The 17,263-nt window shown below is 42.8% G+C and carries 11 protein-coding genes; 2 read left to right on the forward strand and 9 right to left on the reverse strand.

The window, feature by feature from the left end; translation table 11 throughout:
- Nucleotides 1-448: 448 nt before the first annotated feature.
- Together I3249_RS01630 and lptD are read right to left on the reverse strand one after the other, a co-directional pair.
- Nucleotides 449-1,834: a peptidylprolyl isomerase gene (locus I3249_RS01630; RefSeq protein WP_102091960.1), complete on the reverse strand. Its 1,386-nt coding sequence runs from the start codon at nucleotides 1,832-1,834 to the stop codon at nucleotides 449-451.
- A 156-nt stretch (nucleotides 1,835-1,990) separates the two neighbouring features.
- The gene (lptD, locus tag I3249_RS01635; protein WP_238068224.1) at nucleotides 1,991-5,065 is read right to left on the reverse strand and encodes an LPS assembly protein LptD; all 3,075 of its coding nucleotides are present in this window, start codon (nucleotides 5,063-5,065) and stop codon (nucleotides 1,991-1,993) included.
- A gap of 381 nt (nucleotides 5,066-5,446) precedes the next feature.
- Between lptD and I3249_RS01640 the strand changes: the two genes are divergently transcribed.
- Complete coding sequence (locus I3249_RS01640; RefSeq protein ID WP_238068225.1) at nucleotides 5,447-6,550, forward strand: phosphotransferase; 1,104 nt, start codon at nucleotides 5,447-5,449, stop codon at nucleotides 6,548-6,550.
- Between the two features lie 46 nt (nucleotides 6,551-6,596).
- Nucleotides 6,597-7,334: an N-acetylmuramate alpha-1-phosphate uridylyltransferase MurU gene (gene murU / locus I3249_RS01645; protein ID WP_238068226.1), complete on the forward strand. Its 738-nt coding sequence runs from the start codon at nucleotides 6,597-6,599 to the stop codon at nucleotides 7,332-7,334.
- A gap of 182 nt (nucleotides 7,335-7,516) precedes the next feature.
- Here the strand turns inward: murU and I3249_RS01650 are convergent, their stop codons facing one another.
- The 7 genes from I3249_RS01650 to I3249_RS01680 all read right to left on the reverse strand — a co-directional run bounded on the left by I3249_RS01650 (nucleotide 7,517) and on the right by I3249_RS01680 (nucleotide 17,062).
- Nucleotides 7,517-7,633 carry a DUF2474 domain-containing protein gene (locus I3249_RS01650; RefSeq protein ID WP_101206161.1) on the reverse strand — a complete coding sequence of 39 codons (117 nt, stop codon included), beginning with the start codon at nucleotides 7,631-7,633 and terminating at the stop codon, nucleotides 7,517-7,519.
- Nucleotides 7,634-7,727: 94 nt separating this feature from the next.
- Nucleotides 7,728-8,744 carry a cytochrome d ubiquinol oxidase subunit II gene (gene cydB, locus I3249_RS01655; RefSeq protein ID WP_238068227.1) on the reverse strand — a complete coding sequence of 339 codons (1,017 nt, stop codon included), beginning with the start codon at nucleotides 8,742-8,744 and terminating at the stop codon, nucleotides 7,728-7,730.
- Nucleotides 8,744-10,225 (reverse strand): cytochrome ubiquinol oxidase subunit I, encoded by a 1,482-nt coding sequence (locus I3249_RS01660; RefSeq protein WP_238068250.1) that lies wholly within the window; start codon nucleotides 10,223-10,225, stop codon nucleotides 8,744-8,746. Before I3249_RS01660 ends, cydB begins: the two co-directional genes overlap by 1 nt.
- 466 nt (nucleotides 10,226-10,691) lie before the next feature.
- Nucleotides 10,692-13,172, reverse strand: a complete 2,481-nt coding sequence (locus I3249_RS01665) for an alpha/beta hydrolase (protein ID WP_238068228.1) — start codon at nucleotides 13,170-13,172, stop codon at nucleotides 10,692-10,694.
- A gap of 299 nt (nucleotides 13,173-13,471) precedes the next feature.
- Nucleotides 13,472-14,596, reverse strand: coding sequence for a hypothetical protein (locus tag I3249_RS01670; RefSeq protein WP_238068229.1), 1,125 nt, complete (start codon nucleotides 14,594-14,596; stop codon nucleotides 13,472-13,474).
- A 243-nt stretch (nucleotides 14,597-14,839) separates the two neighbouring features.
- A complete protein-coding gene (gene coq7 / locus I3249_RS01675; RefSeq protein ID WP_057759163.1) occupies nucleotides 14,840-15,484 on the reverse strand; it encodes a 2-polyprenyl-3-methyl-6-methoxy-1,4-benzoquinone monooxygenase in 645 nt (214 codons plus the stop codon).
- Between the two features lie 246 nt (nucleotides 15,485-15,730).
- On the reverse strand, nucleotides 15,731-17,062 hold the full coding sequence (locus I3249_RS01680) for an MFS transporter (protein WP_238068230.1): 1,332 nt from the start codon (nucleotides 17,060-17,062) through the stop codon (nucleotides 15,731-15,733).
- Nucleotides 17,063-17,263: the final 201 nt, after the last annotated feature.

Here is a 17,263-nt window from a genome sequence, read left to right on the forward strand (position 1 = left end):
ATAGAAATGATGTAAGCATATGCTTACGCAAAATAGAGTCTTTAGCTTCTATCGGCACCAAATCCATTGGCCTATAATACATCCATCAACACAAGGATACGCATGGATGTAGTGTTGAGACAGTATCAATAAAAGCACAGGTCAGCCCGCTGTCTTATATAATACTGTTAAATGACTTAGGATGAGTCAGCACGGAAGAGAGATAATAACAATAACACGAAGTATTGAAACCCTGAACCAATCGCCCTAGGTTCGGGGTTTTTCTTTGTGTATAGATTTTGGTTTATCAAGATTTAAACTATTTAACTTTGATATCTCTTTTAAAGCTTCCAGTTAAGTATCTAACTGCGCAAAATAAAGAAGGGTATATGCCATTGCATATACCCTTCTTTATTTAAATCGATTCAATATTCTAGCTAACTTAATACTATTAGCTTATTGCAACATATCAGCCAAGTATCTGAATATAAGCGCCAGCACGTAGCTCTTGTAACCAGTCTTCTTGAGCTTGCGGTGCTAGGCGTTGATACAGTGCTTGACGCGCCATATTGCGACGATATTGCTCGCTAATATCTTGATCGCGCTTACCGTCGACTTTTAGGATATGCCAACCAAACTGTGTCTTAAATGGCGCAGAGTAGTCGCCAACAGCCGTATTCTTCATTGTGGCTTCAAATGGACCAACCATATCTTCTTCGCTAACCCAATCAAGATCACCGCCACGTCCAGCAGAACCTGGATCGTCTGAATACGTTGAGGCTAAACTAGCAAAGTCAGCGCCGCCACGAAGCTGCTCGTATAGATCATTAATTTTTTGTTCAGCAAGCGCGTCAGTCTGTAGATCATCGACTTTGACTAGGATATGGCGAGTATGCCACTGTGGTATCAGCATCGTATTGCTGGCTTTTTTATCAGCAAGTTTGATGATGTCAATCCCTTCAGGAGTCAATAATGGCTCGCTTACAGTACCAACGTCTAGCTTGGTAATTTTGCTAGACAGCTCTGTTGGTAAAGAAGCGGCCTTGTGAAAGCCCATATCTCCACCTTGCAATGGAATCGGATAGCTTCCTTGGCTAGCAGCAACGGCTTCAGCGACGTTGACATTTGGCTCAAGCAAACGCGTGCGTAATGCTTGCGCGACTTTTAATGCTTCTTCACGTTGAGCGGCCGATAGGCGACTATAGTCATCTATATAAGGCACACGTACGTGAATGGTTTGATATTCGCTTTGATTCAGACGTTTGGCTTCAGGTGAGGCCAAAAATGCATCAATATCTTGCTCGCTAATACGTACTCGGCGAGTAATTTGACGCTGCTGTAGCGCTTGGATAGAAGCCTCTTCGATCAATTTGGCACGTAGATTGGCATAACTACCAGGTTGTGCTGCATCTAGACGTTGCTGCAATGCTGCGATGCTATTAAGGCCTTCAGCTTGAGCGATTTGACCAAGACGTTGATTGATCTCTGCTTCATCAGCAGACAGTCCCGCGCGTTTGACCATAGACAGTTGTAGTTCACGCAAAATAAGCGCGTTTAGCACTTCAGACTGTAGTTGTGCTGAGTTTGCGATAGGCTCTCCAGCAGCTTTTGCACGTGCTTGAGTTTGCTCGATAGCATCAACCAGTTCGCTTTTTAAGATAGCATTTTCATTGACTAGGGCAATAATACCGTCTGTGCTATTGGCTGGCGTCAAGCGATCAACTGAGCTTTGCGCAGCAGAAGCTTGAGCTGCTGCAGGTTTGACAGTAGCAGCGTTGGCACTTAGCGTAAGCGTAAGGCCTGCCATAGATAGCAATACTGCTCTGCTAGTCTGACGTAAAGAAAAAAATCTCATGATGCTCCTCATCAATGTCATTGCATCGGATGGTAGTCGGTCAACTCTATCCAATACTCTTAATAATAAAATATTCGACAGCGTTTCCCATAATAGGGATTCAAATAGTGTCTTATAAATATTTACGTAAATAATTCTAATCTAGCAAAAAACTGGTTAGTCTTTCCATGCCGTCTGTACAGGTTCAAAGCCCAAAATCTTATCAGCAAGCAATCGTGTCAAGCGGCTACTACCGCTGCCAAGACCATTTAATCTAACTTCTGCCATAATAGCTTGTGTTGGCTCGTCTTTTACGTTTAGGTCATTGTAATAGCGGCGACCATAAACAGCAAAGCCGAAACAGCAGTCTTCATAATCAACGCCAATGAGTGAATCAAGCATTCTGTCGCTGTTCAGGTCATATTGACCTTGAGCCAATATTCGCCAGCTGTTATTGATAGGGAAAACAGCGGAAGCTGTAAACGCGGATAGTGGCAACTGCTCGGTATTGTCATCACGCTGACGTTTGACATAGCCCACATTAAATAAACTATTATTTGATGGTTGATAACGTAGTTCAGTCGTAATGTAGTTCAAATCATAATTACTGGTTAGGGCACCGCTAACATCAACCCAAAAATTATTATAAGGCTGAGTGCTGGTTTCCCATACCATACCTGAAGAAGACGAGGTAAAAACGGGCTGATCGTCATCAAGTGTTACACGTCCATCATCTAGATAGAACTGTTCTGCAATGCTACCATCAAAACGTGTCACACCCGTTGCATCGATGTAACGATAATTGACGCCAGGCGTAATAGAATGCAAATCCTGCAAACGATCATGACCTAAGAACCAACTGTCCGAAAACAGCTGTTCATAATTAATAGAGGCAATACGCGTATTAAAGTTAGGAATATCGTTTTGGTTCTTATACGGTGAATACGTATATTTTACGCGGGGACTAAGCAAGCGATAACCACCCATCGTATCATCAAACGCGCCAAACGGTGAGCCTGCTTGATAAAAAGTCAAACCTGCATCAATACTGGCTTGCGGGACAAACACAGATTGACTACCGTCTTCTTCACTGAGTTGGTTCGCGATTAAGCTATCTTCATCATATGACGTATATAGATGCTGTAGGCTAAGTTTGGGATGAACATAACCCCAAGAGGTTTCCATCGGATAAGTAGCACTCAATTTATTGTAAATACGTGCACCACTTTTTTCGTTTTCAGAGCCATCATTAATAGATTTTTTAAAGTATGCAGAGTCATGGACTCCAGTAATATCAAGACGCTCAACCCAAGGCAGGCGATAATTTAATTTGAGCTGTGGCAAGCGTGAGTACGGTTTGTCTTTATCTTCTAATGCTTCACCATTATCATCAAAAGCGTCTAAAGTCTGGAAGGTTTCTACCTTCAGTTCACCATCGACATAATCATTGTAGTAATTGACGCGAGCACGACGTGGCAAGTTTATGGTGCTATCCGACAAGCCCAACGTATCAAAATCATTAAGGTAATCGGCATCCGACACATAGTTGTATTCGGCATCAGCGCTTAAACGCGGAATGCTTTTCGACGACCAAGTATGGTCATAAAACAAGCTGGTACGATCTTCGTCGTCATACTCTTTATCGTTTGGTAAGTATGAACCGTTTAAAATACCTTCCCCATAACTTTCAGTCAGATAACGGAACTCACCTGATAGCATCGGGTTACGGTCAGTATAAATATGCGTGTTAAGGGTGGCATCGTAGTTAGGTGCTAAGTTGAAATAATAAGGAATATCAACTTCAAGACCGCTTTCACTGCTGACACTGGCACTTGGCAATAAAAACCCACTACTACGGCGACTGTCTATCGGGAAGTTAAAGTAGGGGAGATAAAATACGGGTATGTCAGCAATACGGAAAGTGGTGTTATACGCTTCGCCGCGCCCTGTATCAGTATTTAGATCGATACTTTTGGCTTCAAACTGCCATTTGCGGTTGGTAGGTGGACAGGTACTAAACATCACCTGATCCAGCTCGTATTCACTTTCGTTAGGTTTGTTTAAGCGTTTGGCATAGCCGTGCGCTTGTAGACCGACACTGGCAAACGCCACATCATTGGCCGTTGATTGACCAGTCTCAGTATTGTAATTCAAGCTATCTGCAACGCCAATTAGGCCGCCTTGTGCCGCTCTATCATTAAAGCTGGCTTGGCCGTTATTCGTAGCTGCATTGTTTGTAGAGACGTTGCTTGTACGCTGTCCAGTCGCATTATCTGTAAACATGACTTTGCCTTGAGCAGCTGCAACGCCATTGCTCAAGTCAATCATGACTTTTTCTGCTTCAATATGCTGAGTGCCTTGGTCAATTTTTACATTGCCTGATAGCTCAGCATAATTAATATTATTGTAATAACCGTAATCAGACTCGGTAAATAAAGGGGCTTGATTGTTCGGAACGCTAGCCACATTTGGTGCTGGTTGTCCGTTTGCCGTACCAGCTTCGTTTACAGCACGTTGATAATTGGGGTTACTCTGCGGATATACCCATTGACCTTCGCAGCGCTGGGCACTGTCCACGGCATTTGGCAACAGACGTAAGTCTCTACCGACCTTTGGAATCGTCTGTGCGGCAGGCATCGCATTATTATGAGTATTGTTTGCTTCAGTGCTGACAGCCTCATTGTTTAATGTTGAAGCATCGGTATCTGGTGTTAGCTCATAAAACTCTGCTAAGCGCATTAGGCTGGCTTGAATACTCTCATCATTAATATCTAGTTTGCCATTATTTTTTGTTATCGCTTTAGGAACAAAGGCACTGCTATCTGGTGTATCACTGCTTGGTTGGTTGCTAGTTTCTGTATTTAGATTACTAGCATTAGAAACTTCGTTGCTAAAAGCTTTAGAGTCAGCAGCCTCATTAATATCTGTGATATTTAGGTCATTGTTCTCAGAGAATCTGCTATTTAACGTAGTATCATTCGATAAAGTAGCGTCATTCGTATTAGCATCGTCTGGATAGCTGTCATTTAGAATATCTGCTTCTTGATAGCCATCATTACTTTGAGTACGACTAATACTATTGGCGTCAGTCGCCACACTATTAGACGCATAGCTGCCTGTACTATCCGTAGTGAGTGGTTCAGTTTTTTGCGTATTGGCATCACCAATGGCAGCACTGACAGTTAGGCTAGATAAGCCTAAGGCACCAAATAAGATCAAGCGGATGCTTTGGTAAAGCGGAGAATATAACAAGGGCACACCTATGATTGCAGAGCTTATTGGATTGCATGACTGAGTTTAGTAGCGGTATCACCGAACGACATAAAGCAGTGAACGAGCGACTAAAATATGACTAATGTATTCTCAAAAATTTGGATGTTTTACATATAATGACGACTAATCATAGTCAAAAAAAACCAAATCAGCTACACTATTTACCAAAATTTATAATATAGCCATGCTGATTTTTAAGTAGCGATAGCGATTCTATCCGACATCAAGTATTGAATGATATAGCAATACGTCTGTGGCAGCTTGTATAGCACCGACACATATCGCTATTTTAGCAAGTATTTGTCAGACTTATCACTACTTTAATTATTTATGACTTATATTTAACCAGCGATGCCCCATATGACTGACAAAACGACTTTAGAGACTGATATGATCGATGAAAATAACAACCGCCAACAGCAATTAGAACAATGGTTACAGCAAGTATTTTTAGATCAAGCATTTAGTCTAGACAGCTTACATGGTGACGCTAGTGCCCGCCGATATCATCGTATCGAACTATCAGAGACAGACAATAGTGCCAATAAGCACTATATCGTCATGGACTCCGCTGACGAGCAAGATGCGATGCTGCAATTCATCAATGTCGCTAAGCTGATGGCACCTGCTGTCAACGTGCCGACTCTGACTGCACAAAACGTAGAAAAAGGATTTTTGGTATTACAAGATTTTGGTACAGTAGAGTTTGCCCATTTGCTTGTCGATGCCACCGCAGACCAAATCAATGACTACTATCAGCTAGCAATGCAGACATTAGTGGCGCTACAAACGGTACCAGTAGAAACGGCAAAGTCGCAACACCAGCTGCCAGATTATGACACAGCACTATTAGACCGTGAGATGGATTTATTTAGCGAATGGTTTATGCCTTATATTGGTATAGCGCTAAATGAGCAGGTTTGGGGAAACCTAAAAACAGCATTAATGAATGAGATTTTGCGACAGCCACAGGTAGTGGTCCATCGTGATTATCACAGCCGCAACCTCATGCAAGATCAAGCAGATCAATCAAAGTTGGGTGTGATTGATTTTCAAGATGCCGTCATTGGTTCGTATGCTTATGATTTAGTGTCGTTAGTGCGTGATGCTTATGTTGAATGGCCAGAGAGCCAAATATCTGCATGGATTAGTGACTTTTGGCAGCTACAAAAGCAAAAATCACTAACCACTGCTGATAGCGCGGTGCAGTTTGAAAACGATGTAAATGTCATAGGCGTACAACGTCACTTAAAGGTACTAGGGATTTTTATTCGTTTGTCTGAGCGTGATGGCAAAGACCGCTATTTGGCGGATATTCCTAAAGTCATGCGTGATTTGATTATTGAATTAAACTGGCTTGCCGAACATGGCAACGATGAATTAAAGCAGTCAGTTATATCGTTTAATCAATGGTTACAAGAGGCAGTGCTACCTGCTTATAAAGAGAAGTTTGCTTCCGCGTAGATGACGCTCAGCTAAATTAATTTAAATAATAAAGATAGGAGCGCAGATGTCTACCTCTACGATTACACAAGCCATGATTTTGGCAGCGGGCAAGGGCACACGCCTACGTCCATTAACGCTTGAGACGCCCAAGCCTTTGGTTGAAGTCGCAGGTCAACCGCTTATTGTATGGCATATTAAAGCGCTACAAGCAGCAGGCATTACTGATATCACGGTCAATGCATCATGGTTAGCGGACAAGCTAATGGACGCCTTAGGTGACGGTTCACAATATGGCGTAAAGCTGCATTGGTCAGTAGAAGACGATGAACCACTTGAGACCGCAGGCGGCATTTTTCAGGCATTACAATCAGGTAAGCTAAAGGATGAGCCGTTTATTCTGGTCAATTCTGATGTCTGGACTACCTATGACTTCTCTCAATTAACAGACTATACATTGGGAGCGGATCAGCGCGCGCACTTGTTATTGATAGATAATCCAGAACACAATAATGGCGGCGATTTCGCCATCAATAACGGTCTTGCTAGTGAGCAGCCGGTGGGCGATGCAGATAAGTATACCTTTGCGGGTATTAGCGTAATGTCACCCAAATTGGTAGAAGGTCTGGTGTCAGGACAGCCTGCTGCATTAGCACCACTACTAAAGCAAGCAATGATAAAGTTTCAAATTACCGCTGAAGTGACCACAGATAATTGGATAGACGTTGGGACCCCAGAGCGTCTAACACAGGTTAATGAGTTTATCGAACAGCATGATATCGAGCACGCAGGTAAACCAAGCTGATAAATTTAGGATAAATAAAAAGCAGCGTCGATTATTCAACGCTGCTTTTTTTATACATATAGAGATACTTTTTACGACATGTCTAAAAGGTATATTGGCAAGGCAAAAATGCAAACTTAGCATCTAGCAAGCTACTCATTAGCTAACTAACTGGCACTCAATCGTATGATTAGGCAATTACGCTAAACACCCATGGCCAGTTTAATTAGCTGAGCAATAGTAAACACCACTAAAAATCCTGCTAAATATAGACCTACAAACCATGCCCATTGTGATTGTTTTTTACTGAATTTTTTCATAGAGATCTCCTGATTAGCGTATGAAGTGTGACTACCATCTATAAACGATGATAGCCATCCTCTTAGCTGATCCGTTACCCGCCGCGATTAGCGACTAGTACATCGGATTGTGATCAGATTTACCTTTGAAGGTATAGTAAGCAAATGCTGTATAGCTCAAGATGATCGGTAACATGATACAGGCACCAATCAGCATGAATGATAACGAAGTATCAGCAGCCGCAGCCTCATAAATCGTCATTTGATACGGTACGATATAAGGGAATAGGGCAAAACAAACCCCGATATAACCCATCAAAAATAAGGCAACCGTTAGTAAAAATGGACGATATTCACGCTCTGTTTTTAAGTCTTTACGCATGATAAAGAATAAGAGCATGACAATGATAGGCATAGGAGCAAGGTATAATAAATCTGGGAAACTAAACCAGCCTTCTAATGCATCGATGTCTGAGAAGTACATAAACGCTGTGACCACAACCATCGCCACTAGTAACGCAGTAAGCATCCATCTAGAAACTTGGCGCGCCCATACTTGTAATGTGTGCTCCGTTTTTATGATGAGCCACGTTGAACCAAGTAAGGCATAGCCGATAATCATGGCAAATCCGCACACAATTGAGAAAGGCGTGAGCCAATCAAATGGGCCACCAGTATATAGACGGTTACTGGCTTCTAACCCTTGCACTAACGCCCCAAGCATGATGCCTTGAGAGAAGGTCGCAACGACCGAGCCCACAAAAAAGCAAGTGTCCCAGATATGACGACGTGTATTCGCTTTGAATCGAAATTCAAACGCCACGCCGCGTAGAATAAGACCAAACAACATCGCCGTCACAGGCAAATAGAGACCAGTCATAATAATGCCATAAGCAACAGGGAATGCTGCAAATAGCCCACCGCCACCTAACACTAGCCACGTCTCGTTACCATCCCAAAAAGGGGCGATAGAGTTCATGATACGGCTACGGTTTTTATCTGATCCTGCAAAAGGAAATAAAATCCCGCAGCCCAAATCAAAGCCATCAAGCAGTACATAGACAAAGACAGACAAAGCAATCAAACCGCCCCAAATGAGAGGTAAATCTAATACATCACCAAAGTTAAACATTAGCGTAATCCTCCATCATCGACATCATTTGCAGGCTCATCTAAGCCTTCTTCAGTACCTTTGGCAGGATTACTATCACCACTTAACGCGCGACCTTGACTCTCTGTCACCGAATGCTCATAGAAATTATCCTCAGCAGGATCTGTATAAGGTTTTGGCCCCTGAGCAATCAAGCGTAGGATATAGAAGCTACCTGCACCAAAGACAAAGATATAGAGCACAATAAATCCAATCAATGTGGTGGCGACTTGCTGTGCAGCGAGAGGAGACATACTTTCAGCAGTACGAATGACCCCATAAACCGTCCAAGGCTGACGTCCTGTCTCGGTTACGAACCATCCAGACAATAACGCAATAAAACCAAGCGGAGTCATCATCATCCAAGCACGGTGGAACCACACACTGTCAGTATTGAACTGCTGTTTTTTGAAGTATTTGTACAGACTGAATAGGCCGACCAGCACCATAAGCATGCCAATACCAACCATGATACGAAATGCCCAAAACACGATGATAACGGGTGGTTGATCTTCAGGTGCCCAGTTTTTGAGTCCTTTGACTTCACCATCTAATGAATGGGTTAGGATCAAACCTGTGACATAAGGGATTTTTACTTCGTACTTATTGGTCTGGTTTTCTTGGTCAGGAATCGCAAATAGACGTAGTGCAGCACCACGTTCATCCTCCCAGAGCCCTTCCATCGCAGCCACTTTAGCAGGTTGATGCTCAAGCGTATTTAGACCATGCTCATCACCAATTAATACCTGCGCCGGCGCAACGAAGATGGCCATAATCATTGCCATACCTAGCATGACACGACCATGCTGACGGTGCTCGGCGTGTTTTTTGGACTGGATATAGTAGGCACCGATACCGCCAATGACAAAGGCAGTGGTTAAGAACGCCGCCGTCACCATATGTGCGAAACGGTAAGGGAATGAGGGATTGAATATAATCTCAAGCCAGTTGGTCGGATAAAGTAGGCCGTCTGCACCCACCATAAAACCTTGAGGGGTTTGCATAAAACTGTTAGCCGACAAAATCCAAGTAGCTGATATCAGTGTACCAATGGCAACAATGGCAGTGGCGGTAAAATGCATGCGTTTGCTTACACGGCCCCAGCCAAATAGCATAATACCTAAAAAGGAGGCTTCTAAGAAAAACGCGGTCAATACCTCATAGGCAAGTAGTGGGCCTATGACGTTGCCAGCTTTATCTGAGAATACGGCCCAGTTGGTACCGAACTGGTAGGACATCACCACGCCGGATACCACGCCTAGACCAAAGACGACAGCAAATATTTTGACCCAATGCTTGTAGACTTCAGCATAGATAGGTTCACCAGTTCTTAACCAGCGGAATTCGAGCACCGCAAGCCAGCTGGCAAGACCGATAGAAAAGGCAGGAAAGACGATATGGAACGAGATAACAAAAGCGAATTGGATACGCGCAAGCATCAGCGCATCGAGCTGGTCAATCATAAATGTAGCGAACATAAACGGTTACTCTCATCTGTTAGCTGAATAGCGCTGACTTCCATACAACGCTCAAGTAACTGTCCGTAACTATCCATCGATCAAAGTGGCAAACATTACGGGCAATAGCTCAGTGACGTGGACTTAGCTCCATTAGACATAAATTGTGGCTAAGTTTGCGACTCACTGTTTAGCTGAATTGAATAATTTATGTCCTTATAAATTTACATATTACTGTCATGTGCTATAGATATATTATGCGCTCACCTAGATATACACGCAAGCAACCCAATCTGTCAGTTGCAGACCTAAGAGTCATCAAAATAACATGATTCAAACATTGAAAAATAAAATTAATATTATTAAAAACAAAGCAGTATGCGTGAACATACTGCTTATCTGAAACCTATAACTGATGTTTGAAGGTTACGATTTATACGTCAAAAACTTTGTGAAATAACAAAAATCTACATCATTCTTGTAGTTGCTTATGCAAAATTCTTCGCAACGTCAAAATGGTCTGCGGATTGGTCTGGATACTATGACCGCCATTGATAATTGTTTCAGACGCGGCACCATCGAGATGGGCACTATTATAAGGAACGATACCATCTGACAAACGCTCGGTCAGTGCTTGACTGATATCATCATTGACTGTTACAGCGGCAACAAGCGGCTCAGGTGGTAGCTGTGCTGTCTCAGTATTATCGCTCACATCAACGCTCGCCGTTTCATTTCCAGCATTGTCTTCTACCGCTTGAGACAAATCAATCTTGGCACCATTTGGTTGCGTTTGTGCCAGTCCTTTAGTGATATCGGCATCGTTATTGGCAATGATTGAATGGTAAGTGATACGCTCATTAATAGTGATGTCTTTGGTTAACTCTATAAAAGAAGACTTATCACTTAACTGGCTGGCACCGTTCTGCAAATATAATGCGCCCAGTGGGTTTTGCGCCAAGTCGCCTTGTGTGGCAATGGTCGCTAAGTTATCAGTGAATGTTTTGACCAGACCTACAGGTAAGTAAACGATGCGGCGTAGTGCACGGGTGAACCAACGATCTGCATAATCGGTACCACGGAAAGGTGCAGATAGAAAAACAGCAGTGTCTACTTGCGGCAACGCCTGTAGCTCAAAACGCTCCTTTAACTCATCTTCGCCAAAAGAAGTCTTAAGCGCGTTACGGATTTGCTGTTTCTCATTACTAGAGAGTATGTCTTTATCATTGAGCTTATCTAAATCATCGACTAAATTTTCATCAGACAGCATCATGCGAGCGATAATGGCACCCATACTATGACTGATAATCACACTATTTCGACTGGCACGATTTTGTCCATTGGGATCAGTCTGCTGGTAGGTGCTGTTGATTAACTGCTGAATCTGATAACGATTTTCTAAAATAGGCAGATTGGTTGGATAGAATATTTGCCAAACTTGGTAATTATCACGCAGCTTGTCATCATTAAGAATATCGTTGGTCAGATTGACCCAAGTGGCCGGACTAGAGGCTAGCCCATGCAACATAATCAACACGCGTTTATCAGGATCATAAGGCTCAAGCATAAAGAGTTTGGGCAGCTGAGCATCTGGTTGGCGCGTAATCAAGTTTAAATAACCCACACCATCTAACTGGTTTTCTGATAGCCATAAGCCATATCCCGCCGAAAAGTTGGCTGCCAGTGGGTAGTCATCATTGAGAATATTAACGGATTCGGTTTGGTACGGGTTATATAGATGAATATCAAGTTTGCGACTGCCTAGCGCATCTAATACGCTATTGCCATCTGGCTTAATCAATCCAGTTAGTAAAAGATGTCCCGTCGGATAAATACGTGAGCTTGGCTCGCTGTCGTCGGTGTTTTTATCTTCATTTGTTAGACGACCAGCAGATAAGGAGGCGACCAATAACTGACGGATTGTGGTGGTGTAGCGATCATCTAACGACGCCACCAAGCTGATGCCTAAGCCGGGACGTTTGCTCACAGAATTGAGACCCGATAGTCGCAGCTCATAAGTGGATGATAAGTCTGCCAAAGCGGAAGTTTGTTTATGAGCATTTTGTAGATAGTTGTTTTCGTTGGGCAAATAAATATCAAGGTTATAGTTATCTACGGTAACTTTCATGACTTTGACTTGGTCTGTCGCTTTGCCCTTTAATGGTTGTCGATTGGCAATCGCTGCTTCATCCGTGTTATCACGCTTGGTAGAGGTTATCGGCAAGTACTCTACTATCGTATCACCCATCAATTTATTGGCGTTTTCAGTCGATTGATAAATTTGAGTAATAACGTCATTGCTAGCAGCGTTATAAATATCTTGGGTTTGGATATCATTGTCATTCGGAATACGGTTTTGCGCACGAATGCCATTGCTATTTTGTTCTGCACCTTCGAAGTCATGGGTTAAACTGTCATAAAACAGATAGGTGTAGCTGTATTTGACGGCATCAAACAACCTTGCTTGATAATCGGTTAAGCACAGGTCGGTCTCTTTTTGCTGCGTTTTGGCGTCATCATCACTTAAAGGCGCATTGGCGTAATACGGATCAAGTGGCGGGCGTGCAAGCGCATTACGACAGTTTTTTGAATCAGATAGTTGACGCGCTTTTGCATAGTGCAGTTCTGCAAAAATAGCCAAAGCAGGGCGATAGTGCCTGTTAAGCATACTGTCAGAGAGCTGAGTCAAGCATAAGTCAAATTGCTGCATACAGGCTTGCTCATTCAGTCCTGCTGATAACAAAGCAGATGCTGTGTCGCTGCTTAGCGCATTGTCAGTGACGATATTGCCGCGCTGCGCTGAGATGGTCTTGGCCGAGGCTTGTTTATCGACCGTCACCGTACTACACGCTGGTAGCAATACTGCTGCCGCCAAAAGCATAAGTGACGTAATAGGCAGGGCTTTTTTATTAGTATGCATTACTGTCTGTTTGCTAAAGCCAGCGAAAGTCATAAGTCAGTCCAATAAACGGTAGTTATGAGAGTATGAGTAATGAAAGTAGCAATTGATAATGAGTGTAGCGCAACTTTTGACGTTAGACTATTTATTTGCAATTCTACAAGAGCGTGTTTTAAAACGAAAGTGTTTCTACTAGTCGAAAAAAAGCGCTTTTGTCTTATAGATATAAAACAAAAGCGCTTGGTATTTGAAGCTTAAATTATTTATTAGAGATTTGACCTAGTGAAGGTTTTATTAAACAAATATCTTATGAATCAAACCCTCAATAGCTAATCTCAACAAGTATAAAATTTCTAAGCACCTGGTTTTACACTGATGTCAGGGGCAGGAATATCCCAAATGTAGAATTTGCCTTCTTCAACGAGTTTGATTTGTTGAGGAATAACAGTATTGTTAGGGTATTGCCCTTCAAGACGACGTAGGCGCTCTAACGCATTAGCACGGCGGTCACTAAGTAAATCTGACTGTGCTAAGCTTTGTTCTGCTTCGGTGTATCCTAAAGCGACAGCTCGGTCTAGATATTTTTGACCTTCTTTGAAGCCGCCACCTTCTGATAGCATCATGCCGTATAGGAAGTTAGCCTCACCACTATCAGGTTGCAGCTTGATAGCGCGATCGACATACTGACCACCACGTACCGTGTAGTCTGAACCCAAATCTAGATTGCGACCCATGCCGTTTAGCTTAGCAGCACGAAGCAACACATCATAAGAAGCATTTGGCGACTTAGCATATGGCTCGATCCAATCCGCTAATACTTTGATTTTCTCACGTGTGTAATGGCGCTGTGAGCGGTTAGGGAAGTTTGGTGGATAGTGACGCGCGTTAGGGGATACGTCAGCGATGAAGTCATCTAATAAACTGACATCAAGCTTATCAGTACCTAGCCCTTTTTGTTGTGGAATTAGTACAGTTTTGACAAAGCTCATATCTGAGAGCTGTACTTGCGGTGTAGGAATGTTCGGAAGTTGTCCGCTACGCAAGTCGATACCGGTAGCTGTCATTGGACCAGGCTCATAAACACGAGTAGTACCGTTCATGACAGGTGCAGCAGCAGGCGACATCATTTGTGGTGTTTGAGGTTGAGCAGTGCTAACAGATGCATTGTTTTGCAGAGTGCCGCTTAATTGCATGTTAGTGGTTTGCGCATTAGTCGGCTGGCTGTTGCTCGCAGGTGTTGCTGGCAAGCTTGTTTGAGCGGCATTGGCTTGAGCAGGACTGATAGCTGCATTAGGACGAGCAAGACGAATCACACGTTTGCTTGAATCCATCGCACTAGGTACAGCCGTTGCAGTGGCGTCAGTTTCTGCAGCGTTTACAGGTGCAGATAACAGCATGGCACAGGTTGCAGCCATGACGGTCAACGTTGCAAACTTTGGTGACTTAATAGAGTGGCTACTAGAGAGAATCGCTTTCATAAAAATCGTTACCTTGTTTAATTTATTTGGTTGTTATTCATTGATTGGACGGTAATATAAATAGCGCATTGCTGCAAAATCGTACAAATTTTTAATACCGTAGCAAATTAAGCTTTACGCTATCTGTGGTAGGATTGTTAATCGCTAGAATTAAGCAAACCTACGTAAATCTGTGCAGCTATTAATTAGTAAGAAAATCGACAACAGCAACTAACAACAGTACCTGTAGCCATAAGTGATAAGCTATAAGTGATAAGCAGTATCTTTCATACGATTTGCCATCCATCGCATGGTCCGACGTACTGCCGGAGAAAGGGCAGCGCCGCCACTTGCAAGTGCTAGCTCGCGATGATGCAGCTCCTCTTTATCCATTTGTGCCAGTATTTCTTTTGAGCGCTGATCATGTTCAGGTAACTGCTTGATATGATCCTGTAGATGCTCGCTGACCTGCGCTTCTGTCTCCGCTACAAACCCTAGACTAAACTCATTGGAGATCGCGCCTGCGACTGCACCGAGTCCAAACGACATACCGTACCAAAGCGGCGTAAATACGCTGGCATGGCTACCAAGCTCGCTTAGACGAGTCTCGCACCAGACCAAATGATCGACTTCTTCTTCGGCCGATTGTTGCATGGCTTGTTTGACACCACTATCTTTCGCGGCAAACGCTTGGCCATGGTATAGACCTTGCGCACATACTTCACCGGTATGATTGATACGCATAAGACCTGAGACGTGCCGCGCCTCTGTGATGGTCAGCTCAGGAATCTCATCGCTACTGACGGGCAACGGCCGCGTGCTTGGATTGGAATGTGGCACGACAGCTCGTAATGCCTTATCGACCCCAAGTAACAACTGGTCAATTTTAGATAAAGGACGCAGGGTCATAACTCACTCCTGATGGTGTTAAAAACTGTCAATAAAATAAAATGTATTACCGTTTAAACGCAACGGCATGATGCGTATTACTATAACAAACAATCCAAATTATCGGCTCGAATATTATTGTCTAGATAGCTCATAAATAATCTATAGATAGTGGGCAAACTACTATAGCTATCATAATGACGAAGTCATAAACGTAACATTAGACTGTATCTATGGAACCAAACTTATTTAAGGCGTTAACCGTATTTACGGCGCTATACCATCGTTGGTTTGGATAACGGCATGCTTAATATGTTTATTAAGTTTAATGTATAAAAATGCGCCAAATACAATATTTAGTAGTCCTGTTATCAAGAATAGCTGTGGTAGCGTAAATCCTAAAACGTTTAAGATAACAATCGCAAATATTGCTGAGGTAACCATAAATATCGCATTAAAAATGTTATTCGCACCGACAATACGTGCTCGATGACTCTTAGGTGCGTAGGCTTGCATGGAAGCATATAGCGGTACGATATACAAACCACCACTGAATCCTAATAAGAATAAATCCGCGAATACCCGCCAGCTACCACTTATATTAAACAAATCACCGATACCAAGTAATGTGTCATTATTCACATTTATATCTAAACCTGAAAGTGAAAAATACAAATCAATAGCAAAGATACTTAATCCAGCAATACCAAAAGGCAATAAACGCAAGCTGACTTTGTTTTTGGTCAATGTTTTGCACAGCACCGAACCGATTGACACGCCAACAGAAAACAATGTGAGTAAGAAAATAACGACTGACTCATCACCAAGCAAAATCACCTTGCTGAACTCTGGCACTTGGGTCAAAAACGTCGCCCCATAAAACCAAAACCAGCTGTTGCCAAGAATGATAAAGAACAAAAAAGGCAAAGAGTATAAGTAACGGACAGTGGCTAAGCTGGTGGTAATAATATTCCAGTTAATCTTCAGGTCAGGCTGCATCGCTGGCATAGTAGGAATGTATCGTGCGGCTAAATATCCCAAAACAGCAACAACCAACACCGTGGCACTAATCCAATATAATGATTGTGATAGCTGAGTCAAAATACCAGCGACAATCATACCGACCAAAATAGCCAGCGAAGTACCCATCTGAAAAAGACCATTGGCGCCGACCAACTCATCTTCTTTCATCGCTTGTGGCAGATAAGCGTATTTGATCGGTCCAAAGAAAGTCGAATGCGTACCCATCAAAAACAACGCGACAAATAGCAGTGCATACCATTCAAAGACAAAGCCGACTGCGGCAACAGCCATAATGACCAGCTCAAGAAGTTTAATAAACTGCGTGAGCTTTGATTTCTCATACTTATCAGCAATCTGTCCTGCCAAAGCAGAAAACAAAAAGTAGGGCAGGATGAATAGCATAGCGGCCAAGTTATTAAGGATGCTGACCTCTACACCCAATTTACTGGCGGCAGTATAAGTCAGCACCAGTATGAGCGCCTGCTTAAAAATATTGTCATTGAATGCGCCCAAAAACTGGGTGAAAAACATAGCGCTAAAACGACGGCGCTTGAATAACTGAAACTGGTTGGACATGGACATTCCTACAGATAAATCGCGACTAATAAAGAAAAGAGTGGCGCTGAACGACAATTTTTTTATGATAATAATCGTCAATTTTATTAAAAACTATATCAAGATATAGCATAGGTTTTATCAATATTAAGCCGTATAATAGCAAGGCTTCGGTGAAAATACATGCAGTCAATGCTATGATTCGATATTTAACTAAGTTAT

Origin of the sequence: Psychrobacter sp. Ps1 (genome assembly GCF_022129425.1) — a bacterium.
In the GTDB taxonomy this organism is placed as follows: Bacteria; Pseudomonadota; Gammaproteobacteria; order Pseudomonadales; family Moraxellaceae; genus Psychrobacter.